The organism is Alcanivorax sp., from assembly GCF_002726155.1.
Classification (GTDB): Bacteria; Pseudomonadota; Gammaproteobacteria; order Pseudomonadales; family Alcanivoracaceae; genus Alcanivorax.
The window spans coordinates 22,474-48,202 of record NZ_PBSH01000023.1 but is presented as its reverse complement, the minus strand read 5'-3'; the positions used below and the strand labels follow the sequence as shown (position 1 = coordinate 48,202).

21 protein-coding genes are annotated in these 25,729 nt (G+C 58.6%); 11 read left to right on the top strand and 10 right to left on the bottom strand.

Annotation, left to right across the window (positions count from 1 at the left end):
- The first annotated feature begins 194 nt into the window (after positions 1-194).
- Positions 195-1,400 (top strand): sulfate adenylyltransferase, encoded by a 1,206-nt coding sequence (gene sat / locus CL546_RS07020; RefSeq protein WP_290493867.1) that lies wholly within the window; start codon positions 195-197, stop codon positions 1,398-1,400.
- Positions 1,401-1,518: 118 nt separating this feature from the next.
- Here sat and yecR read toward each other — a convergent pair whose 3' ends face one another.
- The 4 genes from yecR to CL546_RS07000 all read right to left on the bottom strand — a co-directional run bounded on the left by yecR (position 1,519) and on the right by CL546_RS07000 (position 5,569).
- Entirely contained in the window at positions 1,519-1,848 is a 330-nt protein-coding gene (gene yecR / locus CL546_RS07015; protein ID WP_290493866.1) for a YecR family lipoprotein, read from the bottom strand.
- 90 nt (positions 1,849-1,938) lie between these two features.
- On the bottom strand, positions 1,939-3,231 hold the full coding sequence (locus CL546_RS07010; RefSeq protein ID WP_290493865.1) for an LssY C-terminal domain-containing protein: 1,293 nt from the start codon (positions 3,229-3,231) through the stop codon (positions 1,939-1,941).
- Positions 3,232-3,583: 352 nt separating this feature from the next.
- Entirely contained in the window at positions 3,584-3,757 is a 174-nt protein-coding gene (locus CL546_RS07005; protein ID WP_007150661.1) for a hypothetical protein, read from the bottom strand.
- Positions 3,758-3,862: 105 nt separating this feature from the next.
- Entirely contained in the window at positions 3,863-5,569 is a 1,707-nt protein-coding gene (locus CL546_RS07000) for a mechanosensitive ion channel family protein (RefSeq protein ID WP_290493864.1), read from the bottom strand.
- 259 nt (positions 5,570-5,828) lie between these two features.
- Here CL546_RS07000 and CL546_RS06995 point away from each other — a divergent pair, with 259 nt between their 5' ends.
- The 3 genes from CL546_RS06995 (at position 5,829) to CL546_RS06985 (ending at position 8,228) form a co-directional block, all read left to right on the top strand.
- Entirely contained in the window at positions 5,829-6,734 is a 906-nt protein-coding gene (locus CL546_RS06995) for an aspartyl/asparaginyl beta-hydroxylase domain-containing protein (protein WP_290493863.1), read from the top strand.
- A gap of 190 nt (positions 6,735-6,924) precedes the next feature.
- Entirely contained in the window at positions 6,925-7,425 is a 501-nt protein-coding gene (locus CL546_RS06990) for an activator protein (protein ID WP_290493862.1), read from the top strand.
- A gap of 128 nt (positions 7,426-7,553) precedes the next feature.
- Positions 7,554-8,228: a hypothetical protein gene (locus CL546_RS06985; protein ID WP_290493861.1), complete on the top strand. Its 675-nt coding sequence runs from the start codon at positions 7,554-7,556 to the stop codon at positions 8,226-8,228.
- 73 nt (positions 8,229-8,301) lie between these two features.
- On the opposite strand, the gene CL546_RS06980 is transcribed toward CL546_RS06985, so the two are convergent.
- Positions 8,302-9,684, bottom strand: coding sequence for a DEAD/DEAH box helicase (locus tag CL546_RS06980; protein WP_290493860.1), 1,383 nt, complete (start codon positions 9,682-9,684; stop codon positions 8,302-8,304).
- Positions 9,685-9,774: 90 nt separating this feature from the next.
- Entirely contained in the window at positions 9,775-9,909 is a 135-nt protein-coding gene (locus CL546_RS06975; RefSeq protein WP_290493859.1) for a hypothetical protein, read from the bottom strand.
- 170 nt (positions 9,910-10,079) lie between these two features.
- Between CL546_RS06975 and CL546_RS06970 the strand changes: the two genes are divergently transcribed.
- Entirely contained in the window at positions 10,080-10,511 is a 432-nt protein-coding gene (locus CL546_RS06970) for an MgtC/SapB family protein (protein WP_290493858.1), read from the top strand.
- Between the two features lie 50 nt (positions 10,512-10,561).
- Here the strand turns inward: CL546_RS06970 and CL546_RS06965 are convergent, their stop codons facing one another.
- Together CL546_RS06965 and recQ are read right to left on the bottom strand one after the other, a co-directional pair.
- On the bottom strand, positions 10,562-12,511 hold the full coding sequence (locus CL546_RS06965; RefSeq protein ID WP_290493857.1) for a metallophosphoesterase family protein: 1,950 nt from the start codon (positions 12,509-12,511) through the stop codon (positions 10,562-10,564).
- 109 nt (positions 12,512-12,620) lie between these two features.
- Positions 12,621-14,762: a DNA helicase RecQ gene (gene recQ / locus CL546_RS06960; protein ID WP_290493856.1), complete on the bottom strand. Its 2,142-nt coding sequence runs from the start codon at positions 14,760-14,762 to the stop codon at positions 12,621-12,623.
- Between the two features lie 97 nt (positions 14,763-14,859).
- On the opposite strand from recQ, the gene chrA reads away from it, so the two are divergent.
- The 3 genes from chrA (at position 14,860) to CL546_RS06945 (ending at position 18,536) form a co-directional block, all read left to right on the top strand.
- Positions 14,860-15,996 carry a chromate efflux transporter gene (gene chrA, locus CL546_RS06955; protein WP_290493855.1) on the top strand — a complete coding sequence of 379 codons (1,137 nt, stop codon included), beginning with the start codon at positions 14,860-14,862 and terminating at the stop codon, positions 15,994-15,996.
- A gap of 110 nt (positions 15,997-16,106) precedes the next feature.
- Positions 16,107-16,742 carry a TetR/AcrR family transcriptional regulator gene (locus tag CL546_RS06950; RefSeq protein ID WP_290493854.1) on the top strand — a complete coding sequence of 212 codons (636 nt, stop codon included), beginning with the start codon at positions 16,107-16,109 and terminating at the stop codon, positions 16,740-16,742.
- A 99-nt stretch (positions 16,743-16,841) separates the two neighbouring features.
- Complete coding sequence (locus CL546_RS06945) at positions 16,842-18,536, top strand: acyl-CoA dehydrogenase family protein (protein ID WP_290493853.1); 1,695 nt, start codon at positions 16,842-16,844, stop codon at positions 18,534-18,536.
- Between the two features lie 159 nt (positions 18,537-18,695).
- Here CL546_RS06945 and CL546_RS06940 read toward each other — a convergent pair whose 3' ends face one another.
- Positions 18,696-19,442, bottom strand: a complete 747-nt coding sequence (locus tag CL546_RS06940; protein WP_290493852.1) for a ParA family protein — start codon at positions 19,440-19,442, stop codon at positions 18,696-18,698.
- Positions 19,443-19,705: 263 nt separating this feature from the next.
- Between CL546_RS06940 and CL546_RS06935 the strand changes: the two genes are divergently transcribed.
- Positions 19,706-20,743 (top strand): DUF4062 domain-containing protein, encoded by a 1,038-nt coding sequence (locus CL546_RS06935; RefSeq protein ID WP_290493851.1) that lies wholly within the window; start codon positions 19,706-19,708, stop codon positions 20,741-20,743.
- Between the two features lie 119 nt (positions 20,744-20,862).
- Here CL546_RS06935 and CL546_RS06930 read toward each other — a convergent pair whose 3' ends face one another.
- Entirely contained in the window at positions 20,863-22,581 is a 1,719-nt protein-coding gene (locus tag CL546_RS06930; protein WP_290493850.1) for a proline--tRNA ligase, read from the bottom strand.
- Positions 22,582-22,736: 155 nt separating this feature from the next.
- On the opposite strand from CL546_RS06930, the gene CL546_RS06925 reads away from it, so the two are divergent.
- Both CL546_RS06925 and CL546_RS06920 read left to right on the top strand, forming a co-directional pair.
- Complete coding sequence (locus tag CL546_RS06925) at positions 22,737-25,055, top strand: hypothetical protein (RefSeq protein ID WP_290493849.1); 2,319 nt, start codon at positions 22,737-22,739, stop codon at positions 25,053-25,055.
- A gap of 50 nt (positions 25,056-25,105) precedes the next feature.
- Positions 25,106-25,516 (top strand): PaaI family thioesterase, encoded by a 411-nt coding sequence (locus CL546_RS06920; RefSeq protein ID WP_290493848.1) that lies wholly within the window; start codon positions 25,106-25,108, stop codon positions 25,514-25,516.
- The last annotated feature ends 213 nt before the right edge of the window (positions 25,517-25,729 follow it).

The window sequence follows — 25,729 nt, the reverse complement described above, 5'->3', positions numbered from 1 at the left end:
CCTGTTGCAGCTCGGGTGGGGCGTCAGGGGGCGAGTTCCCCCTGGCGGTCTGATTGGGCGGCGGTTGCCGCTGTCTGTCTTATTCTTGTTTGTATTTTCCTTATTACTTATTGCCGGGCCGACCTGGTGCCAATCCTTTGTTATACTGCGCCGCGATATGGATACCCCGTTGATTAATCATTAGGAGTGAATAGATGGTCGCCTTGGTCAAGCCGCATGGTGCGGACGCATTGAACCCCCTGTACGTGGCTGATGAAGCCGCTCGCGTTGCCTTGCAGAAGGAAGCGGAGTCTCTGCCGTCGGTGGTGATCAGTTCCGCGGCTGCTGCCAATGCGGTGATGATGGGCGCCGGTTATTTCACCCCGCTTTCCGGCTACATGAACAAGGCAGATATGCTGTCAGTGGCCGAAAACCTGACCACGGCCGATGGCCTGTTCTGGCCGGTACCGATCGTCAATATGCTGAAAGATATCAGCGCGATTGAAGGCGCCAAGCGCATTGCCCTGCGTGACCCCAATGTGGAAGGTCAGCCGGTGATTGCGGTGATGGACGTGGCGGCTATCGAAGAAGCCTCTGACGCGGAACTGGAAGCGGTGGCCGAGCAGGTCTTCGCCACCAACGACAAGCAGCACCCGGGCGTGGCGAACTTCCTGGCGGCGGGCAACTTTATCGTTTCCGGCGACATCCAGGTGTTGAGCTACTCCTATTTTGCTGACGATTTCCCCGACACCTTCCGTACCGCCGTTTCTATCCGCAATGAGTTTGTTGAGCGTGGCTGGAGTAATGTGGTTGCTTTCCAGACCCGTAACCCGATGCACCGTGCCCACGAAGAATTGTGTCGCATGGCCCAGGAAGCGCTGAACGCCGATGGCATCCTGATCCACATGTTGCTGGGCAAGCTGAAAGCCGGTGATATTCCGGCTGAAGTACGTGATGCCTCTATTCGCAAGATGGTCGAAGTGTATTTCCCGCCCAATAGCGTGATGATCACCGGGTACGGTTTTGACATGCTGTATGCAGGCCCCCGTGAAGCGGTGCTGCACGCGGTGTTCCGTCAGAACTGTGGTTGCAGCCACTTGATCGTGGGTCGTGACCACGCCGGTGTGGGTGATTATTACGGTGCCTTCGACGCACAGACCATCTTCCAGGAAAAAGTGCCGGCAGGCGCTCTGGAGATCAAGATCTTCGAAGCCGACCATACCGCCTACTCCAAGAAGCTTGATCGCGTGGTGATGATGCGTGATGTGCCGGATCACACCAAGGACGACTTTGTTCTGCTGTCAGGGACCAAGGTCCGTGAGATGCTGGGCCAGGGGATTGCCCCGCCGCCGGAATTCTCTCGTCCTGAAGTGGCGCAGATCCTGATGGATTACTACCAGGCGCTGGACGCCGACAAGTAATCACATCTGGCTGAGCACGTTCGCTCAGCAGCATCAGAAAGAAAAACAAAAAAGCCTCTTTTAAGAGGCTTTTTTTGTTTTATCGCGGGTTGCTGAAATAACGGTTTGCCGGCGGACGTTACTGCTGGGGAGCCTGTTGCCCTGTGCATTGAAAAGTCGCGTTCACCGTCCAGCCGATACAGTCACCGTCCTGGGTTTCATTGCTGCAGCTCTGGCTGGGTTTGCCGTTGGGAATCGCGCCGCTGTATCCCCAGCCCTGACATTGCGCGCTGGCTTTTTGCAGGCCTTGTTGCCAGTCCATCTGTGGGTTCTGCATCAGGTTATAGTCGGTGGCCAGAGTCACGGTGCCTTCATTCTGGTTCCCGTCGGCAACCCGGATCGGGGAGGCGGCGGTCACGCAGGCGACCAAGGACGCGGTGGCAAGCACGGTCAGAAATCGAATGAACATGATTGGCTCCAATCGGTGAGTAAGTATTATCCACAAAGCCTAGGGGCTGTTTTGAAGGGCTCAAGTGGCAATCTGTAAAGAAAGCAAAAATTACGGTGGTGGCATCGCCGGGGCCGAATCGCTTTCTATCCAGAGGCGACGGTTCCGGTCCGGCTGTTCCCAGTGGAGATTTTTCACTTCATGCATGGGCGTCATGGGGCTATGGAAGAACATCACCAGCCGCAGGCCATCGGTAATAAAGGGATCGCCGGTGAGGTTATGGCCGGGGCTGTCGATGTGTTTGGCTTCCATGGCACGCACATACCCGAACTCGGCCAGCCGTTGTGAAAAAATCATGTCCTGGAGCAGATAGTCCCGGGCCTCATCCACATCCGGATCGATTTTGTGGGTGGTCAGGGTCGGCGACTTGAAGGTAAAGCGTACACCGATATCCCGACTGATCTGCCCCAGCCAGACCGGTTCGCCGTCGCATATTAGTGGCGCCCGCCAGAGGCGCAGGTGATTGCGCTGGTGAATATTGCCACGGGCTTTTTGCAACGCCATATCCTGGGGGCGATCCAGAGCATAAAGGGAGCTCACCGGTGAGTAACGGTAGCTGGAACCCATCAGGAAGGATTTGGTGGTTTTCCAGATCGAGCCACCATGGATGCGCTCGGTCAGGTCCCAGCCGCGTTGCACCATGGCGCTGAGCAGCAACTGGCTGTCGCCGACCAGGACGAAATTGATCGGGTCGCCACTGGCACTGCTGTCGTCGTTGTGGGTGCAGCAGGGCTGCTCTGCTAGCCAGGCGCGCAGGCCATCGCGATCCACGTGCTGGTGGTCCTGTTCGTTATACAGGATGGTGAGGTCGACTTTTTCCACATCCAGTTTGATGCCCGGCACGTCGATGATGAATGACGATTGCCAGCTTTTTCCGCCTCCCAGCAGGTCCACATTGACCACCTTGACGCCAAGATCGCGATTGGTGAATACAAAGCCGCTGGTGCGCTTACCGGTTGGCAGGTTGATGGGCATGGCACGGGAAACGAACATGCGGTCCACGGCTTTTTCATCTTCCTTGCCGAACTTTCCCTTCACTTTCCAGGCCACTTCCAGTGGCGAAAAATATTGTTGGTCGGTGGTGACAGGGAGGTAATACAGTGGCGTGCCGGTGTTGTTGTCCACCTCCAGCCAGACGGCCTGAATGCCGTGTATGCCCAGGGCCACGCCAAAGATGTCGTGGGCATCGCTGTCACTGATGACGCTGGCGCGTACGGTCAGCGCTTGTTCCGCGTGTTGCGTGGCGCCTTCGCGCAGAGCGTTGTCATCGACGATGCCGGGTTGAAAACTGCATGCGGCAGTGAAAGCGAAAAGACTGAATAGCAAAGCGAGCCGTTGCTTCATTCCCGAACATCCCCTTAACCCGTGAAGCTTGATGTTAACACTGCCATTGGCGGGATGTTGATGATTGAAAATGAATCAGTACGCGGCGCGGCTGGGGGCGTTGGGGATATGCAATGGGGTGAGAGGGGGCGTGAGAACGTTGAGGAAGGTTGAAAGTGGTTGAAGGAGGCCGGCGATGCCGGTCCCTTCAATGGAAGATTAAAGCTTCTTGAGCTTTTTCTTCAGTTTCTTCACAACATTTTCTTGTTTGCTGATCTTGGCTTTACTGTTCTTGATGGCTTTTTTCAGTTTTTTCTTCTGAGACATGGTGTGCTCCGTCGTTTATATCGAATACAGGTTTTATCGGTTTCAGTCAGTCGCCGGAAGGCGCTTCCTGATTCTTGATAAAGTCGCGAATAAACCGGCGCACTTCCCTTGCTGCGCTGGTATCGAGTTCCTCACAGAGCTCAATAAAGCGCACACGCTCTTCGTCGTTGATTCGGACGATAAGCTGGCTGTTTTTCTTTTTGGCTTTGCTCTTTGCCATTGGTCATCACCATGAAAAATCACGCCGCATCGTCGCCGGTTCACGCTCGACTTTCAATGAGGCTATAGGCTATCTTTTAGATAGTCAATGTATATACATTTTAGCTTAACCCTTGTACGGATACTCCAGGCTGCCTTTCATGGCGGCCTTGTCGTCGTCACTGAAGTCCGGGAAGGGCAAAGCCTCATCTTGAGAGCGTTGCACCGTGGCTGTGCTGCCTTCGGTGTTGTTGACCCATTGCTGAACCGGTACCGCCAGGTGCACGCCGTTATCCTCCAGGATTTGCAGGATGCGCAGGTTCAGGTCTTCAGCCACGGCCAGGAATTCGCCGTAGGCATTGCTGTCCACGTAGCAGTTCAGCGAGATGCGGTAGCCGTCGCGCAGGATTTCCTCAAAACGTACCCGGGCGGCGCGCTCGGTGAGCCGCGGGTGGCTGTAGACGAGCCGGCGCAGATCCACCAGTAACTGACGCAGCTGATCGGTGCTGGCGCCCAGGCGGATATGCAGGTCGCGATAGTAGCGACGGAAATCGGACTCGCTGATGTTTTCGATGCTGGCACTGGCGAGTACCGCGTTGGGAACGTACACCACGGTGCGGTCCGTCTGGCGAATGCGGGTAGAGCGCAGGCCGATTTCCTCGATGACGCCGGCGGTGGTGCCAACCCGGCAGAAGTCGCCGGGTTGAACGGGTTTGGCAATGTACAGGGTGAAGGCGCCAATCACGTTTTCCAGGGTCTTCTGTGCGGCCAGGGCCACGGCGATGGAGCCAATGCCCAGCCCGGCCAGTACCGTGGTGATGTCGTAGCCGGAGTCGCTGAGCCACAGCAGAAAGATCACCACAGCGGCGATCATTTTGAGGATGGTACGAACAGGGCGAATGATGCCGGACCAGTACTTCTGGTTCTGGGCACTGCTAAGGAACAGGGCAGAAAGCAGTTCGATAAAGCCCAGCGCCAGGAACAGGGTGGCCAGATAGCCCAGGGCGGACTGGTTCAGGTACACCTGGGCGCGGATGGACAAGCCCAGCTCGGCCACGCCCAGCTGCATCAGCTTGAAGAACAGGTACCAGCGAAACGGCATGGAGAAGAACTGGTGCAGGGTATCGCGGTAACGATCGGAGTACTCCAGCAGGCGCAGTGTCAGCCGGCGCAGCAGGGAAGAGGCCAGCCAGGCGCCGATGATGATCAGTACCAGCCCGGCCACCTGCCAGTTCTGCATATAGAGGATCGTGAAATCCGGCAGATAATCCGCTAGGCGGGTGATGGTCGGGTTGTAACCGAACAGCTCCCAGAGGTGGGGGATTTGCTGCACTGTGGCGTTGGAGATTTTCCAGATACGACGCTCGTCATCGCCGGGTACCCGTTGCAGATAGAGGGTCAGGGTGTCGTCCGGCAGGGTCAGGGTGGCGATCTTGTCCCGGTAGCTGGGCAGGCCGTCATCCCGGTGCCCCTCCGGGTGGGTAGACAACCGGGTCAGGTCCAGGATCCGCTGCTGGCCCCAGACAATATTCAGCTGCTCCATTAAGGTGGCGGCATCACTGTCGGCCATGTCTGCGGGCAGGTAACGCATGTCCAAGTAAGTCCCGGCGGCGTCCCAGTTTCCGTCCTGGGCTGCGTTCATGATGGCCAGCATAGTCGATAGGGGGGTATCGCCGGGTCGAATGCTGTCATCTTGCAGGGAGTCAGCAATCACCGCCTCGGCCTTTTCTCCCGTATCGATGACATCCTTGATGGTCAGCGAGCTATCGTCGGCGTGGCTCCACTGTGCCAAGAGCAGCAGGCAGGCGATCAGGGGCAGAATTCGGTGCGTCACAGGCTGGATTCCTCAAAGGTGGCGGCTGTTGTGCAAAGGCAAGGCTAGAATGTACCGCTAACCGTGATGTCGGCCAATGATGGCGGCCCTGGCTGGGTCGGAGAGAACAGACCGACGGGCCTGTCAGGCAGAGCAATGGCGGCAATTGGCAGGTATTATCCCGGTTTTACGGGGGGATTTGCTTTAAAATCCCGTCCGTCGATTTTTCGGGCAGCGCGGCTTGCCTCGAACCTGGACTCAATGAACCAAAGGAAAACAGATGACCGTGATTCTGGCCTGTCTGCTGATTTATGCGGGCTGCATTATTTTTATTCGGATGCGTAACCGGGAACCGTTTGGCCTGAAGCGCCAGCTGTCGGACTTTTCCACCTTTATGGTGCCGTTCAATATTCCGGCCTATCTGCTCTCCAAGGTGCCCACCACGCCGCGCCTGAGCTTGTCGCATCTGCCGGAATTACAGTTGATCGAAGACAACTGGGAAACCATTCGCGATGAAGCGGTGGCGTTGTACCACGGTGGCCTGATTACTGCGAAAGAAGATCTGCCGGCCAGCAGCTTTTACAAGGATAATCGCTGGACCAGTTTTTATCTGAAAGTGTACGACAACAAGCTGCCCTCGGCCTACGACCTGGCGCCGAAAACCATGGCGTTGCTGGAGCAGATTCCCACCCTGAATATCGCCCTGTTCGCGGTATTGATGCCGGGCAAGAAGCTGAATCGTCACCACGATCCGTTTGCCTACACCCTGCGCTACTCCATCGGGCTGAGCACCCCCAATGATGAAAACTGCGGGCTGACGGTAAACGAAGAGGATTACATCTGGCGTGATGGCGACAGCATTATCTTCGATGAAACCTATATTCATTCTGCGTGGAATCGCACAGACACCCCCCGCATCATCCTGATGACCGACGTGGATCGTCCCTTGAAGAGCAAATGGGTGCAAAAGGGTTACTGGTTCTTCGGCTGGTTTTTCAATCGCCTGTTCATGATCGACAACGTGGACAGCAGCCACACCGGTATTGGTAACAAGCTGGGCAAGGGCGTGATTGCCTACAAAGGCTTCCTGAAATCGGTGAAGCGGAAAAACAAGCGTTTCTATGTGACCGCCAAGTGGGCAGTGGTTTTGGTGGTACTGGGCAGTATCAGTTACCAATTGGTGTGAATGTTATTCATTTTCCGCAGAGCGATAAACGGTAGCAGCGCGGCGAAGATCCGCCGTGCTGTGGTTGGCAGCCGTTGAATTGCCGTGACAGTATGGGTGTGGGGAGATAGTCAAAAAAACACCAGACAAAACAAGAACAGAAACAGGAATAATAACAATGATAAGGACGGTCATTGCCCGTAGGAGCGCCGTGCTCTTGCCCATCGTGTTGTTGTCGCTTTCCTTCACCGCTTATGCCGACGTGGCTGTGACACCCGCTGGCCCCTTCTCCGCCAGCGGTGAACTGGCCATGAAAAAAGGTCGGATACCCGTGTCCTGTAATACCACCTTCGATGGCCGCGTGGGCGGTGACGGTGCGCTCCGGGTTACCGCTGTGACCTTCGGTGGGCTGAATCCCTTGTGTAAAAGCATCAAGGCGCAGGGCTTGCCCTGGCAAGGGCAGGTGGATAGCCCTCGCAAGCTCACTGTGCATGACATGCAGGTAAAAGTCCGGGTGCCTGTGCTTGGGGGTGTTTGCGGCCCGGGCCCGGTGTCATTGGTATGGCGTAATGCCGACGCGTCAGCCAGTTTCGAGCAGGTTAATCTGGGGCCGGATTGCGCCATGAATGGCACCATGCTGACTACACCGCAGGTGGATATCCGTCATCCGTCGCAAACCGGCACGGTTACACAAAGTGCGAGTTCGCCTTGAAGACGTATCAGCTTTGTTATTCCGGCCTGATCGGCGTTTCCCCTGTGCCCATCGCCCCGTTATTATGGCCAGCTTGATCGGCTGCCTGATGGGCGGCCTGGGCACACAGAACAGGCAAGGACATAACAATGCAAAATGTGGTGGCGATTCCCGCAAACCCGGCGCTGGTGAACAGCACGGAAGATTTCATCCACGCTGTTGAAAACGACCGTAAGGACAGCGCGGAGAAGTTTATCCAGATGGCGGATCATCTGACCGACCGTGTTCTCAGCCTGTTCCTGGTGGAACCGGCCAACATGACCGAGCTGTCCGGTGGCCAGAAAAAAGTCATCGATTTTGCCGTTTCTACGGCGGGTAAAGCGTCCAGCATGCTGACTCGTCAGATCTTCAAGAAAATCACCAGCAAGGAATTTGCACCGGTATTGGCGAATGTGAAAGCCATGTACTGGCAGGCGGGTGACGACAACGGCAACCAGGCCCATATTTCGTTCCCGGTGGATGACGGCTTTGCCGAGACCTTCCGCAAGGCCACCGAGCTGTGTGCGGCCGGCAAAGGCACCGAGGATGTGGCACTGGTCACCCGCGCCATGGGCGATGTGGCAGACAAGATTATCGATGAAGTCTTTGTCGCCAACACCAAGGAAGTGAAGGTAGGTTTTGTGACCCAGAAGGCCCTGAATGTGGGGGTGGATGGCAGCCGCAAAGCGGTACATGCGGTGAACAACAAGGTGCTGAAAGACCTGAGTGACGCCGAGCTGCAAGGTTATATGGCCCACTACCAAGGGTTGCTACGCCAGCGTTAAGGGTTGGCATCAGCATAAAAAAACGGGGCCAGTTGGCCCCGTTTTTTTATGCGTGCGGGTGCTGTTTTCAGAGTCAGGCTTTATTGCCATTTTCCGGACGGCTGTTGCGTTGCGGCCGGCGACGACGCTGCCCGTTCCCGGCAGGTTTTGCGCCATTGCCACTATTACCGCCATTACCGTTCGGGTTGCCCTTGCTGCCCTGCTGGGCGCGCTGGCCGCTACCGGAAGATTGCCCGTTCCGGTTTCTGCCTGCGGAAGCGGGTTTCGGCTTCTTGGGACGTTTGCTCTTGGGAGGCAAGGGTGCGCGCGCGGCGGGAAGGGGTTCACCGGGCTCGAAACCGGCCACGATTTTGCGCTCCAGCTGTTGCTGGGTCAGGCGCTCAATGTCCTTGAGCTGCTGGAATTCGTCGGCACTAACCAGGGAAATGGCCTGCCCGGTGGCGCCGGCCCGGCCGGTGCGGCCGATACGGTGCACGTAATCCTCGGGTACGTTGGGCAGGTCCACATTCACGACTTGGGGCAGCTGCTCGATATCCAGACCGCGGGCGGCGATGTCGGTGGCCACCAAGGCGCGGACCTTGCCGCTCTTGAAATCGGCCAGGGCGCGGGTGCGTGCATTCTGGCTTTTGTTGCCGTGGATGGCGGCGGCTTCAATGCCGCTGGCCTCCAGTTGTTTGGCCAGTTTGTTGGCGCCGTGTTTGGTGCGGCTGAATACCAGTACCTGGAACCAGCTGTGTTCCTGAATCAAGTGGGTCAGCAGGGCGGGTTTGCGCTTCTTGTCCACCGGTGCGATCCACTGGGTGACCAGTTCGGTGGTGGTGTTGCGCGGGCTGATATCCACTTCCACGGGGTCGTTGACCAGCCCCTTGGCCAGCGCACGAATTTCCGGCGAAAAGGTCGCAGAGAACATCAGGTTCTGCCGCTTGGGCGGCAGTTTCGAGAGGATCTTGCGGATGTCGTGGATAAAGCCCATGTCCAGCATGCGGTCGGCTTCATCCAGGATCAGCACTTCCAGGTGATCGAACTTCACCGCGTTCTGCTGATACAGATCCAGCAGGCGTCCTGGTGTAGCCACCAGCACATCGCAACCGCCACGCAGGCGCTGCATTTGCGGGTTGATCTTCACACCACCGAATACCACGCTGGACGTCAACGGCAGGTTCTTGCCATAGGTGGCAACACTTTCTGCCACCTGGGCGGCCAGCTCGCGGGTTGGAGTGAGTACCAGGGCGCGGACCTGATTGTTGCGCGCGGGGGTGCCGGTGCGCAGGCGTTCCAGAAGCGGCAGGGTAAAGCCGGCGGTTTTGCCGGTACCGGTCTGGGCGGCGGCCATCACATCACGGCCGGAGAGAACGGCGGGAATGGCCTGGGCCTGAATGGGGGAAGGCGTGTCGTAGCCACGCTCAGCCACGGCCGCTTGCAGGGCATCACACAGCCCGAGATCTGAAAAATGCATGAAGTTGGGAGGATCAGCTGGAAAAGGGCGGCAAGCCTAACTGATCCGGGGCGTGAACACGAGTAATGCTTGGTAAAGCCGACGGCCGGTTCAGGCCGCCTGGTGGCTGATATCGTGGTTTTGTACGGATTCCCATTGACCGCTAGCGGCGGCATGGCTGTCTTCGAAGATGCTATCCAGTTGCTCGGGCAGCCAGTTCAGGTCCAGAGATTCATCCTGTTCCATTTTTCCTTCCCCTCTGTTTATTCTGTGTACTAACGGTAGCGTGATCCGGCGGTGAGCTTCTGTTGTGTCGGTGTAAGCTTTTGCTTACATATGCGTCTCAATGGTAGCCGGGCTGGGTGACTGTCAGGTGTCGCGCATGGGGTTCGGTGCGATTAAGCAAGGAGAGCGATATGCAGGAACTGGACTGGGCGCAGGTGGGTACTCATCTGATTCAGCTTGGCGCAGCCTTTGTGCTGGCGTTGCCGGTGGCCTGGAACCGGGAGCAGAAGGCGCGAGGTGCGGGATTGCGTACCTTCCCGCTGGTTTCTATTGCGGCTTGTGGCTATATGTTGGTGGGGATGCAGGTGTATACCGGATCCGACGCGGAAGCGCGGGTCATGTACGGGATCATTACCGGTATGGGGTTTATTGGTGGCGGGGCGATTCTCAAGGATGGCGCCAATGTGAGCGGTACTGCCACGGCAGCGAGCCTGTGGAATACCGGGGCGATCGGTATTTCGGTGGCCTACAACCGCTATGAAATTGCCCTGGTGTTGTCGCTGATCAACTTCTTGATTCTGCAGTTTTCTCGCTCGTTCAAACGCCAGGAAGAGCAGGGGTGACCCTCCCCGCGTGACGGGAAGGGTCGGGTAACCGGGCTTTATATGGCAGGTTAGCGTGCCAGCAAGGCCAGTTCCGCGTCCTGTTCCAGAACGACCCACCAGCGTTGCCCGTGGTCAGCATCGAAGCCCACCAGGGGTTCCGCGTCGCAGCCTGCGCTGCGCACTGGCGGGGTAGTCAGGAAACTCTCATCGAAAGGTTGGTTGATCACGCAGTCCGCTGAGGTGACAGGCTGCCAACCGGATTCACTATGCATGCCCAGGGTGGTGGTCCCGGCGGCGCCGGCGGTGGCATCAAAGGTGAGGGCATAGCGATCGGAGACCGCACTGCTCAAATCCCAGTCCTTGCTGGCGCTGGCGGGCAGGGTATGGGCTTGCTTGGCGGTGCCGTCCGGCTGGCTGCCTGGCAGGCCGGTATCGGCTTCCAGATCCTTGATCGCGCCATAGGCACTGGAGTAAGTGCCAGTCTGATTCTGGGTGCCACTGATGATCAGAATGTCGCTGAGGGTATCTTCCGTGGCGGGTTGCCAGCTCATGGCCACGTCTTCTTTCAGGTCCATGGTGGTTTCCGGAATATCCAGCACGTTGCTGTCGCCGCTGTTGGGGATGACGCGGTTTTCTGCGTTCAGGTTAGGTGTCCAGGGCTGGTTGTACTGGAACAGGTACTGGTAAGACAGGCGCATCAGGTCCGGCACGCTCTCGGCTCGGCTGAAGCCAGGGGTCAGTTCCATGTCCCGGGTGCGGCTTTCCAGCCGGTTGAAGGTGTTGTTGGTGCCGGCCACCATTCTTGCGGTGCTGCCATCGTCTGCGCGGCAGTCATTACTGATGTACTGGCTGTCCAGGTACATGACCGGGCGGGTGCCGTCGGGAATGGAGTTGGGGTAGACCACTCGCTCGCAGCGGTTGCTGGTACGTGAAAAACGGTCCAGCAATTGCCAGTTGGGCTCCGCCAGCTCTTTCACACCGTCCTCGTTGCTGTTGATGGTGTGCTCGGCGAACCAGGATTCATAGTCTACCCGCGGGCCGTTGAAGGTGAGCACCGAGGCATTCACATCGTAGGCGGTGGAGCCGTTGCTCTTGGTGTTCATTTTCTGCTGCACGATACGTTGCACCAGCTCGCGTTCCCCGTAACGGAATTCGTAGCCTTTGTAGGAGGCGTTGCCGGAAACGATCTGGGTGTATTGCGGCAGGCGGTAGTTGCCTTCCTCTTCGGTCCAGGAGGCCGGGTCCACATAAATCGGGGCGGTGATGACGGAACGCTGGTACATGTGCTCGTGGCCCTGTACCCAGATCACGTCATTGCGGGCGAAGAAGGCGCGGATATCGTCCCATTGATCCATCAGCAGATTATCGCCGGTGACGCCTTCCACGATCATTTCGCGGGTTTCCCCGTATTTGGCGCCGATCAGGCCATCGTGGCTGGCGATCACGATGTGGTTTACCTCATCGCGATGAGTATTGACCGCCTGTTTGATCCACTGGAAAGCGATCGGCAGGTTGTAGTACTTGAGCAGAACAATCATCACGTTGTCGCGGATCACGTAATAATTCAGGTACTGCGCGCCGGCCATATGGACGGCGTCATCGGGAATGTAGTGCTTCATGTTTTCAACCCACTCCACCGAGTAGGCATAGCTGTCTTCGTGGTTGCCCATCAACGGCAGAAATTCAATGCCGGCATCGCGGTAGCCTTCGGCAATGGAGGTCCACTGCTCGAATTCACCGGTGGTGCCGTGGTCAGTCAGGTCGCCCACGGGGATGATGATGTTGGCGCCCAGTGCCTGTTCTTTATCCAGCACCGCTTTCATCGGGTGCATGGCCACGTTGTCGCCACCGCCCTGGGTGTCGGGCAGCAAGCCAATACGCACGGTGGCGGTGGTGGCGGGTGTGCCGCCTTTATCGGTCGTGCCTGTGTCGTCGGATGAGGAAGACGAATCGCCTCCGCAGCCGGAAAGTGCAAGCGTGGTAAACAAAGCCGCAAGGCTAGAGTTGAGCCGTTTCACAATGAATTCCCCAGTGAGGTAAAAGTCGGTGGGGGGATTGTGGAGAGGGCGTGTGTGTGGGAATTGACGATCCAGTGAATTTTATTTGAACGTTCGTGCTGAATCTGGCTCAGCACTGAGCCAGAATGGCTTGCCGAACGCAGTGCAGGACACCGGTGGGCCAGTCGTCAGCCAGTTGTTCCTTGATCTGCCGGTAGCTGAAGGTGTCTTCCGCCAGGTTGGTCTGGCTGAGCAGGGCGTCCTGAATGATGCCGATTTCCACGTCGCTGAGGCCCAGAGCCTGTTCCAGTGACAGCTTGCCGTTGACCACCAGCTGGCTCAGTTCCCGGTAAATGGTCTGCTCTTTCAGGTTCTGCTGCCGCGCGATGGCGGCCGGGTCCATGTTGGCCAGGGCCAGGGTGAGAATCTCGTTGCTGTCCGGGCCGGAGTCTTCTGGCTCGCTTGCGCTGTTGCCATTCGCGGCTTCATTGAGAACGGCAAGAAAGTCGTCGCCGTAACGCTCCAGCTTGCGATCCCCGACACCGCTCACAGCGGAAAACTCCATGCGATTGCGCGGGCGGATGGCGAGCATGTCCATCAGGGTGGCATCGTGGAATACCACATAAGGCGGCACCCCTTCTTCTTCGGATAGCCGTTTGCGGCAGGCGCGCAGGGCTTCCCACAGTGTGCGGTCGGCTTCTGCCACGCTGGATTGGCTTTTACGGGTGCTGGCTTTTTTCGCCTTGGCGATTTCCTTGCGCAGGTGCAGGGGTTGCTCCCCGCGCAGGTAAGGGCGGCAGGCGTCGGTCAGTTGCAGCGCGCCGTAACCGTTCATGTCCACGGTGAGCAGCCCACGGGCCACCAGTTGCCGGTAGATGCTGCGCCATTGGGTGGCGTTGAATTCGTTGCCGATGTTCCAGGTGGACACATGGTCGTGCCCGGCACTGGCCACTTTGTCGGAACGGTTGCCGGTAAGCACGTCGATCAGGTGATTGACGCCGAAACGTTGGCCGGTGCGGTAGACGCAACTCAGGGCTTTTTGGGCCGCTTCGGTGGCGTTGAAGGTTTCCGGTGGGTGCAGGCAGGTGTCGCAGTTGCCACAGGATTTTTCCAGGCTCTCGCCAAAGTAGTGCAGCAGGGCCTGGCGACGACAGTGGGTGATTTCGCACAGCCCCAGCATGCTTTCCAGGCGTTGGTTTTCGTTGCGCTTGTGTTGTTCATTGCCGCTGCCCTGGGCGAGCATCTGCTTCAGCTTGATGGCATCTTCCAGCCCATAGGCCATCCAGGCGGTGGCCGGGTTGCCGTCACGGCCGGCGCGACCGGTCTCCTGATAGTAGGACTCGATGCTTTTGGGTAGATCCAGATGCGCCACAAAACGCACGTCAGGTTTGTCGATGCCCATGCCAAAGGCGATGGTGGCGACCATGACAATGCCATCTTCGCGCAGAAAGCGCTGCTGGTGTTTTTCCCGTATCGGGCCAGAAAGCCCGGCGTGGTAGGGCAGGGCATTAATACCCTGCTGGCACAACCATTCGGCCACCCGGTCCACCTTGTTGCGCGACAGGCAGTAGACGATTCCCGCTTCACCGGCGTACTCCGCGCGTATCAGGCGCAATAGCTGATTGCGGGCACCGTCCTTGCGTTCGATGCGGTACTGGATATTGGGGCGATCAAAGCTGGAAACAAAATGCCGGGCCTGGGTCAGGTCCAGTCGCTCGGCAATTTCCGTGCGGGTGCGCTGGTCCGCGGTGGCGGTTAATGCAATGCGGGGCACCTGCGGGAATTCCCGGTGCAGCAGAGAGAGCTGCAGATAGTCGTTGCGGAAATCATGCCCCCACTGGGATACGCAGTGGGCTTCATCAATAGCAAACAGGGCGATCTCGGCTTGTTTCAGCAGCGCCAGGGTGCGCGGCTGTATCAGCCGCTCCGGGGCGATGTAGAGCATGTCCAGCTCGCCCTGCAGCAAGGCGTTTTCCAGAGTCCGGACTTGCTCCAGTGACAGGGTGGAATTAAGGAAGCCGGCTTTCACGCCCAGCGCCTTGAGCGCATCCACCTGGTCCTGCATCAGGGCAATCAGCGGGCTGATCACCACACCGGTGCCGGCGCGCACCAATGCCGGGATCTGGTAGCACAGGGATTTACCCCCGCCGGTGGGCATCAGCACCAGGGCGTCGTCGCCCTGTATCAGGGTGTCGATAACGGCCTGCTGTTCGCCGCGAAACTGGTGATAGCCGAAAACATGTTCGAGCACGGAGTGGGCATTGGATTGCATGGCCGCGAGTATACCCGCCGGGCAGGATCGATGACATCCGAACGGCATTACTGTGTGGTAGCGTTTCGGTCACTGTGGACGGAAAAGCGTGTAGCTAATGGCAGAAATATTTCGTCAGTTCTTGCTGTTGGGGATGGTCAGTTTTGGCGGCCCGGCGGCCCATGTGGGGTATTTTCACCAGCGGTTTGTGGTGCAGCTGCAGTGGCTGAGCGAGGCCGATTTTGCCCGCCTGTTGGCACTCACCCAGTTTCTGCCGGGTCCGGCGTCCAGCCAGCTGGGCTTTGCTATTGGCCGGGTGCGCGGTGGCGTGGTGGGGGCTTTTGTTGCCTTTGTGGGTTTTACCTTGCCGTCATTCTTGTTGATGGCGCTGCTGGCCATGTATGCCTCAGGGTTGCCGGGGTGGTTGCAGGGCGGTGTGGTCACCGGCCTGAAGTGGCTGGCGGTGGTGGTGGTGGCTGATGCCGTGTGGAATATGGGTACGCGCTTTTGTACGGCCCTGCTGACACGGGGGCTGGCGCTGGGTGTGGCCCTGTTGCTGGTGCTATGGCCTGCGCTCTGGGGCCAAGTGGCGGCCCTGCTACTGGCGGCAGCGGTGGGCTGGTACTGGTTGCGCCCCGCAAACGTGGCGCCGTTGCAGGGCAAGCCGGTCTGGCGTTGGTTGCCGTTGGGGCTGTTGGGACTGCTGGCGCTGTTGACGGTGCTACCCGCCGGGCGGTTGCTGGGTCTCTGGAATGATTTTTTCACTGCCGGTGCGTTGGTGTTCGGCGGCGGCCATGTGGTGCTGCCGTTATTGCAGGAGCTGGTAGGGCCACAGATGAGCCCGGATTCGTTCCTTACCGGTTATGCGGCGGCACAGGCGGTGCCTGGGCCCATGTTCTCGCTGGCCGCCTATCTGGGGGCCGTTTTGCTGCCAGCCAGCCCCTGGTGGGGCGCCTTGCTGGCCACATTGGCGATTTTCCTGCCCGGTTTTTTGCTGGTGCTGGGAATGATGGAAGGGTGGCAATGGTTGTCCTCCCGCCCGGCGCTGGCCGGTGCGGTGGCGGGCATCAATGCGGCGGTGGTCGGGTTGCTGCTGGCGGCGCTGTATCAGCCGGTGTTCGTCTCTGCGGTGCATGATGGGTGGGATCTGCTGATCGTGGTAGCGGGATTCGTGGTGCTGCGCAGCAAGACGGTGCCCTTGTGGGGGATGGTGCTGGGCATGGCGGCGCTGGGAGTGTTGGCAGGTTTGTTGTAGGCGCGCCGCTGGCGGTGCTCCTACAAAATAGAGCCGCACGACAGGTGGTGCTTGCTCGAAAGTCGGAACCATGATTCACTTCTTTTAAGAAATGAATATGGATTCCGTTTATGGCGTACCGGGAAACCGACAATGTGAAAGCCCGCAAGGCGGCCCAGCGCGCCCACTTGCTGCGTAATGCGGAGCAGTTGGTGCGCGACGGCGGTTTTGCCGGCTTGACCATGCAGACGCTGGCCCGCCAGGCCGGGGTTGGTGTGGGCACCTTGTATCGCTATTTCGACAACAAGGCGGTGCTGGCGGCGGAGGTGTTTCGCCTGGCCACCGAGCGGGAAGTGGCGGCGGTGGCCCAGGCCATGGAGCAAGACGGCGATTTTGCCCAGCGGCTGGGCTACGTGCTGCAGGTGTTTGTACGCCGGGCGCAAGCCGCGCCTACGCTGGCCTGGTCGTTGATTGCCGAGCCGGTGGACCCGGCCGTGGACGCGGAGCGTCTGATCTACCGCCAGCGTTATGCCGAGCTGTACCAGCAACTGTTGAGCGATGGTGTCAGCCAGGGCGCCTTGCCGTTGCAGGACACAGCCGTCAGCGCCGCCGCGCTGGTGGGCGCTATTGCCGAGGCATTGGTGGGGCCGCTCTCGGAGCCGCTACCCAAGGCCAGCCTGGCGGAATCCCTGACCCAATTTTGTCTGCGCGCGGTGGGTGCTCCACGGGCGCAGGCGGAGGCGATTCAGCAGCAACAGACTGCGTAAAAAGTGGCAGCGGCAGCAAGCACGCTTTCCCCGCGTGGGGCGTGGAGCTTGTTGCATCAAGCGAGAAACAGGCTGCGTTAATAAATCGGGAGAGCTCACATGAATGCCAAGCACGACACCCTGAAAGCGGACCCGCTGGCACAGACCCATGAGGTCTTCAATCAGGCCCGGGCGCTGGAAAATTACAACGCTTACGACAACGATACGGCCCTGCGCGAGGCGGTGCGTCGCCACGGTGCGGGTTGGGCGGAGGAGGCCCTGTCTGCGCATGGTGAACGCACCGGTAGCGCCGAGGTAATCGAATGGGGCTTTTTGGCTAACGAGCACAAGCCGCAGTTTTTCTCCCATGACCGTCAGGGGTATCGGGTGGACCTGGTGAAATACCATGAGTCTTACCATCGCCTGATGGCCTTGGGGCTGGAATCCGGCATTCACTCGTCGCCTTGGTCAAACCCCAGGGCGGGCGCTCATGTGGCGCGGGCAGCGCAGAGTTATTTGCAGGCACAGGCGGACGCAGGCCACGGCTGCCCGCTGACGATGACATTCGCTGCGGTGCCCTCCATTAGCCTGACGCCGGCACTGGCGAAGGAGTGGTTGCCCAAGATTCTTAATAACGCTTATGACCCGCGCAATGTGCCCCACACCGAGAAACAGGCGCTGACCATCGGCATGGGCATGACCGAAAAGCAGGGCGGCTCCGATGTGCGTGCCAACACCACCGTTGCCACCGCCATTGGCAATGAAGGGCCGGGTGAGGCCTATGAGCTGGTGGGCCACAAGTGGTTCACCTCGGCCCCCATGTGCGACGCCTTTCTGGTGCTGGCCCAGACGCAAAGCGGGTTGAGCTGTTTTCTGGTGCCGCGCTGGCGCCCGGATGGCAGTAAGAACCCGATCCAGGTACAGCGCCTGAAAAACAAGATGGGCAATGTGTCCAACGCCTCCTCGGAAATCGAGTTGCGCGGTGCGCTGGGCTGGTTGGTCGGCGAAGAAGGTCGCGGGGTGCCAGCGATTATCGAAATGGTAGCGATGACCCGTTTCGACTGCATGATTGGTTCCGCATCCGGGCAGCGTCAGGCGGTGGCCCAGGCGGTGAATCATGCCGCCGGGCGGGCGGCTTTCGGCAAGACCTTGCTGGACCAACCGCTGATGCGCAACGTGCTGGCCGATCTGCAGCTGGAAGTGGAAGGTTCCCTGGCCATCGCCATGCGCATGGGAGAAGCGCTGGATCAGTCCACCCTGGATCCGGGCAACACCCATGAGGCGCTGTTGTTGCGACTGGGCTTGCCGGCGGGAAAATACTGGATCTGCAAACGCACCCCGTTCCATGCCTACGAGGCCATGGAGTGTCTCGGCGGTAATGGCGTGACGGAAGACTTCATCATGGCGCGCCTGTACCGCGAAGCGCCGATCAATGCGATCTGGGAAGGTTCGGGCAATGTGCAGGCCCTGGATATGCTGCGCGCCTTGGGCAAAACACCGGCGGTGCTGGATACCTGGTTTGCGGAACTGGCCAAGACCCAGGGCAGCGATGCACGCCTGGACAAGGCTGTGGATGCGCTCAAGCGCGAATTCAGCGATATGGATGAGGCGCAATACCGGGCCCGGGATATCGTGGATCGGGTATCACTGACCATGCAGGCCAGCCAGCTGGTGGCCGCCGGTAATACCGCCGTGGCGGAAGCGTTTATTGCTTCGCGACTGGGAGAGCATGGGGACCGGAACTATGGCACCTTGCCCAGAGGGCTGGATCTGGATGAGGTGCTGAAGCGGGCAAACCCTTGGGAACGCAGTTGACAGTGGACAGTTGAAAGTTGACAGCTTCGCGGAGCCGATTTGTCCGGTCTGCAACACAAGAGGCCGCGCCCAAGGCATGGGCGCGGCCTCTTTCGTTTCATGATTACCAATTCCTGCCGCGCGTGTTTTAGCTGTCAACTGTCCACTATCAACTGTCAACTAAAGCTTGAGTTTCCCCGCAATCTCGAACCACATAGCTCGGAAGGCTTGGGCGGAGGGGGTGTAGGGGGCGAACTCGCCGACCGGGGCGCGGTGGTCGCCCATCTGCTCCACATGGGTGGAGTAGGGGATCCAGCCTTTCAATCCACCTTTCATGACCTTGGGCCGTTTCACCAGCATCTCCACATGCAGATCGCGGTGGCGGTCTACCATGTTGAAGAACGGCACCACGGTCAGGTTCTTGTAGTTCTTGCTGTCCAGCCAGTCCATAACCTGTTGAAAAGCGCGCACGGACAAGTGAGTGGGAATCACCGGGACGAACAGATAATCCACCGCAGCAAAGATGCTCTCCGCCAGCGGACTTAGCGTGGGCGGGCAGTCCAGAATCACCAGTTCGTAGCTTTCCCCCAGCGGGGCAATCAGCTGCTTCAGGCGGTTTTTGGCGCCGCCATTTTCGATCAGTTTGATATCGGCGTTGCGCATGGACAGGTCGGCGGGAATGGCGTCCAGATTCGCCCAGCGGGTTTCCCGTTTCAGGCGGCCAATGGGCTGTTTGCCCTTGATCAGGTTGGCGGCCTTGTAGCCATCGCCATCGTCCACCCCTAGGTAAAAGCTGGCGGCCCCTTGCGGATCCAGGTCCCAGAGCAGGGTTCGGTGTTTCCAGCGTGCAGCGTGCCAGGCCACGTTGACTGCGGTGGTGGTTTTACCTACGCCCCCTTTCAGGTTGTAAAAGGCAATGGTTTGCATGGCGTCCCTTTCCTGTAAGCTTTGAGAGTGGAGTGCCCGGGGCTCCCGTCTGCCTGCCCGTGCGACCCGCCATTATAGCGGCCCCGGCCGCGTTATAGGCTGGGCTCAGGCTAGCACGAACCGGTTAAATGTCCCATGTCACGTCCAGACCCGGCTTTTGGGTCAGCTGGCTGGCTTGTGATCAGGGCAGTCAGGCGCTTTAATAGCCCTCCACAGGCACGGCCCGGCGGGCCGGAATTACGAAGAAAGAGGTTTTGATCAGGGTGAGCGCGACAGCCAACAAACGCTATCAAGTCTTTATCAGCGCCACGTTCCCTGATATGCAGGGCGCGCGCCAGGCGCTGATACTGCCCATGCTGGAGCATGGGTTGATTCCTACCGGCCTGGACAGTGCGGCAGCGGACGGCAATACCCTGTTGCCAGTGATCCAGAAGCTGATCGAAACCAGTGATTATTTCATCCTGATTGTGGGCGGCCGTTACGGCACCCTGTCGCCCATGGGGCTCAGCGAGATCCACCGTGAGTACATCTTCGCCGCCACCAAGCGTAAACCGATTATTGCCTTCATCCATGAAAACCCCTCTGCGTTGCCGGAAGCGCAGCGTGAGCCGACCCGGGACGGTCAGGTGCGCCGTGACGATTTTGTGCGCCTGCTGGAAGAAAAGGTGACCTGCTATCGCTGGAGTACTGAAGCAGGCCTGAATGAGCTAGCTGGCAAGGTCATTCCCCACCTGATGCGTGAGCACCATGCAGTGGGGTGGGTGCGTGCCGATCAGGCGGGTGAGGGCGGTGGTGCCCAGGCGGAGGCGCTCAAGGCGCGCATTGAACTGTTGGAAAAAGAGCGCGAAGAAGCGCTCAGTCAGGCGCGCCCCCCCTTGAAAACCCTGGCCCGTGCCGGAGACCAGGTAGCGCTGGATTATTCCTGCAATGTGTATGAAGGCGGTGACTGCAAGCTGGCCATGGTAACCACCAAAATTAGTTGGGATCAGGCCTTTTCCTGTGTGGCGCCGTTGATGTTGAACCCGGCGGCGGAACCGGTGTTGCAGAAGGCGCTGGAAGATTTTATCGGCCGCAAGGCGCTGGGGGATGTGCAGAACGATTTCCCTCGAGCCCACGCCGTGCGTAATGTGGTGCTGGCGGCCCATGCCTTTAATCAGGTGAAAATCCATCTGCGGGCGTTGGGGCTGATTGCCCGGTCAGCGGAGAAAGACACTCGCGGCCTGCCTCTCTGGCAACTGACCGCCCATGGCGATAACACCATGAGCCAGGTGATGGCCGTCAAGCGCACGGTGAAAATTTAATTAATAGTTATTAACAGTTTAAAACGCAAGAGGCCGCGCCCAAACTTTGGGCGCAGCCTCTTTGCTTCCAGATCTGAAAAACCGGGTCTGCGACGTTATTAATTATTCATTATTAACTATTAATTCGTCCCCAACTTTCCCTTGATGAACGCCACCACCTCATCAACCGGCACCTCGGTCTTGTCCGCATCCCGGCGTCCCTTGTATTCCAGCACGCCGTTGTCCATGCCGCGTTCGGCGATGACGATACGATGGGGGATGCCGATCAGTTCGCTGTCAGCCAGTTTTACGCCAAGGCGTTCCTTCTCACGGTCATCGAAGATCACCTCAATACCGGCAGCGGTGAGCTCAGCGTATAGCGTTTCTGCCAGTTCCCGTTCCCGGGGGCTTTTTTTGATGTTCACCGGAATCAGGGCCACCTGGAACGGCGCAATGGCTTGTGGCCAGATGATGCCCCGGTCGTCGTTGTTCTGTTCAATGGCGGCGGCGACCACGCGAGTGACACCAATGCCGTAGCAGCCCATGGGCATCACCACGGACTTGCCATTTTCATCCAGCACGGTGGCGCCCAGTGCTTCGGAGTACTTGGTGCCGAGCTGGAAGATATGACCCACCTCGATGCCGCGTTTGATGCTCAGGGTGCCGGTGCCATCGGGGCTGGGATCACCGTTGACCACATTACGCAGGTCGGCGATTTGCGGCAGGGCCACGTCCCGTTCCCAGTTGATGTTGAAGTGGTGTTTGCCATCTTCATTGGCGCCGGCACTGAAATCGCTCATCACCGCCACGCTGCGATCAGCGATGACCGTAAATGGCAGATCTACGGGGCCCAGTGAACCGGGGCCTGCACCTATTGCTTTGCGAATTTCATCTTCGCTGGCAAATTCCAGCGGCGTGGCGACGGCATCAAGCTTCTCGGCTTTAATATCGTTCAGCTCGTGGTCGCCGCGTACCAGCAGTGCTACCAGTTGGTCTTCTTCGGCACCTTTCACGACCAGTGTCTTGATGGTCTTCTCGATGGGTAGATTGAACTGGGCCACCAGTTCCTCAATGGTTTTGGCATTGGGGGTATCCACCTTTTCCATGGCGGCGCCGGGGGCCGGGCGCTCGATGGCAGGGGCCAGCGCCTCCGCCAGTTCCACATTGGCGGCGTAGTCGGAACCGTCGGAAAAGGCGATATCGTCCTCGCCGGACTCAGCCAGTACATGGAACTCGTGACTGGCGGCGCCACCGATGGCGCCAGTGTCCGCTTCCACCGGACGGTAATCTAGACCCAGCCGATCAAAGATGGCGCAGTAGGCCCGGTGCATGATCTGGTAGGTTTCTGCCAGGCAATCCATGTTGGTGTGGAAGGAATAGGCGTCCTTCATGATGAATTCCCGCGAACGCATGATGCCGAAGCGTGGGCGAATTTCGTCACGGAACTTGGTCTGAATCTGGTAAAAGTTGGCCGGCAGCTGTTTGTAGCTGTGGAGCTCGTTGCGCACCATGTCGGTGATCACTTCTTCATGGGTCGGCCCCAGGCAGAACGGATTGTTGTGGCGATCGGTAATACGCAGCAGCTCCGGGCCATAGGCCGGCGCCCGGCCGGATTCTTCCCACAGTTCCATGGGTTGTACCACCGGCATCAGCACTTCCTGCGCGCCGGCCCGGTCCATTTCCTCGCGGATGACCTGTTCTACCTTGCGCAGCACCCGCAACCCGGATGGCAGCCAGGTATAAAGGCCGGAAGCCAGTTTGCGCACCATGCCGGCCCGCAGCATCAGCTGGTGACTGGTCACAACGGCGTCCGCCGGGGTTTCTTTAACGGTAGCAAGCAAGTATTGGGAGGTGCGCATAGGGGCTCTTCGGCTGATTTGACAGGAAAGGGCCGATTCTAGGGATAAAGGGGGTGTGACTCCAGCCTTGGCTTTTTTGGCCTCTGTTGTCTAGAATCAGCTTCAGAATAAAGTATCAGAGTTAATCACAAGAATTCCGGGGAACGGGGGAAGTAATGGACCATCTTTTCAAGTGGGCGTCAGGATGCGCCCTGGGTATGGCATTGTGCGCCGGAGCCCAAGCAGAGCTTATCGATTCTGTCCGGGCTGGGGACAATGCCTACCTCATCTCTGAGACCCATCTCTATGTTTATGACTCGGTCTCCGAAACGACGGATTCCCTGGCGCTGGAGATGGCCCCCGTTGCCGTAGATGCTGCCGCGGATGGTGTATTTGTGGCTTATCCGTCCAAGGTGGAAAAGCGTGGCTTTGATGGCAGCCTTCTGAGTGATGCCAGTGGTCCGATTCAGCGGACCCTTGTCCAGACTACGGATATCCTGGTTCATGACACGACCCTTTATGCCGCCTTTAACGATGGTGACTCTATCTACCAGCTCAGCACCAGCGATCTTGGTGCTGTAGGTGCTGAGGCATACTTGACTCTCCAGGAGCCATTGAAGCGACTGGTGGCCTACCCTGCAAACGGCACAGCCCCCCTGCAGGCGCTTTACAGTCCCGCCGGCAGTGATCTTGCGCGATTGAGTTTCCCGGTTGCTTTTGATGCGGACGATATTGCGCAGTCTGAACGTTTCGCCATTCCACCTGGTCAGCAACTGGAAGTGCCGGAAAATATTTTTTTCCTGGAAGGTGCTACCGGGGATGTCATCCTGATGGACAATGGCTCTGAGTGGTCCCTGGATGGTGGTTATTACGGCTGGATTGCCGGGCGAGAGTTTCGCTTCCTGGATCAGGCGGAGGATGACAACTGGTCAGTGGTTCGCGACAAGGTGATTGCCTGTGAGCCTGAGGAACTGCGTACCTGGGGATCTGATCTGATTCATTACGATCATTCTCTCCGGTTTGACAGCCGAGAGAAGGCCGGTACTCCCGAGGTCCTTTTTGACGTGGTGCATGTCTGGGGTGCTGGTGCGAATCCGGGCAGTCACTTGTTCCGGGAAAGTGCGCCTGGGGCCTTGCAGGTAAGCGCCTCTGAGCGGGCTGATGGGCAGGCCTACGACGATGGCAAGGTGCCCTTTTCTGTGTCTGCTGGCGCCGGGTTGTCGGGATATCAATTGCAGCAGGGGGTGAAGAGTCGCCATGTTGCCCTGAATGACGACCATACCCTTGCTTATGTGCTGCATCAGGGTAATGCAACCTGCCAGTCCATGGTCAGGGTCTACAACCTGACAACGAATACCTGGCAGAGCACGATCCCGCTTCGTTGGCGGGCGGATGCGCTGGCGGTAGTCGGCGGCGCAAACCCGGATACCAGCGACGATCAGCTGGCCGTGGTTTATGAAATCGCCTATGACGCTTACGGACGCAGTGATCCACTGGCCTCATTCATTGATCTGAATGCCGCTGCAGTGGAAGAAGATGCAACTCTGGATTTTGCCGACTATGGCTCTTCTTACCACGGTTTGAGTACGGTCCAGCCCAGCCGCCATGCGGTCCTGTTCCAGCTTGAAGTCGCAGCTCAGACTGATTACAGCACAATTACCGCCGTTGGCCCTGGTGGTGGCCTGGCTGTCTATACTCACTGCGATAGTGAAGGGGGCTGCCCTCCGGGCGTTATTGATGGCTGGGATTCCCGTGCAGTGCTAGGGGAAACCGCAGGACTGGCTTTGAAGGCGGGGGACGATCTGAGTCTTCTCAACTTTACCGAAGATGAAACCTCATTCTCGTTTGACGCGGTCTACGACAATGGGGTGCTGGACGAGACGGTAGATTCGATTGAAGCGCCGCTGATCGCTTCAAAAGACCAGACCCTGTTTGCTCTTAACTTGCCGGAAGAGAGTGCTGTCCTGTTCGATAAGAATGGCCCAGCTTATGATGAGGGTAAGCCGCAGGATTTCCTGCCAGCTTTGCTGGGGGCGGCGACCTGGTCTGAAACGACCCAGGGCTCGGCGGGTTACTATGCCCTCTACAACCTCAATGGCGGAGATAATGAGGGCACCACAGCCTCTGTTCTGCAGCGTTGGTTGCTGACGTTGGGTAGTGATGGCCACGCTACGTTTTCACCTGCTGGTCAAGGTGGCCTGGCGGGACTGCCGGTGCGTTCTGACATTGTTGATACGGCAAACGATGATTTGCTGTTAACAACGGTCTATCAGGGGCAGTACCGCTTTACTCCGGTAAGCAGTGATTTGTCGGATGCACCAAATTTTGAAGGTTCTTCAGATCCTTCCGCTGGTGGAGGGGATTCTTCTGGAGATGGTGGAACCGACACCCCGGTTTCGGGAAGTGGTTTCAGTAGCGGAGGCGGCGGTAGTCTTGGCTTGTTATCCGGGCTGCTCGGCGTGCTCTACTTCCGCTCACGGAAGCGACGGAACTAACAGTCAACTGTACAGGGCCCCGGACGGGGCCCTTTTTTTCAGGAGGCAGCATGTTGAATGCCGATGAGGTTCAGGCGGTAATTTACGAAGGGTTGCCAGCGGCCTCGGAAGAAGGGTTGCGGATTGAGGAAGTGGGGGCGCGGCGGGCGCGGGTGCGTTCGCCGTTCCGGCCGTCGACCTTGCGCCCCGGTGGCAGTATCTCCGGGCCGACCATGATGGGGCTGGCGGATGCAGCCATGTACGCGGCGATCCTGGGGGAACTGGGGCGGGTGGAAATGGCGGTGACACAGAACCTGAATATCAATTTCCTGTCACGCCCGGCTCCGGCAGACCTGATTGCCGAGGCGGTAATTTTGCGGCTGGGGCGCCGTGCTGCGGTGCTGGAAGTGCAGCTGTTCAGTGAAGGCAACGATGAAATGGTTGCCCATGTCACCGGGACCTATGCGCTGCCGAGTAGTTGAAAGGATCGAGTTGAAAGTTGAAAAGCGCGGTGTGGATGGATTGTCACAGGGCGAACGTTATCACCGCGCTGTTTTGCAGGAGTTTGGTGGCTAGTGTGGAGTATCATCACAGGCACCAATCTTCAAAGACAGTTTCCCTTTTCAACTTTTCACTTTGAACTATCAACAGAGTTTCGCGGGCAGGGCGGTCACGGTGTGGCACTGTCCCAACCC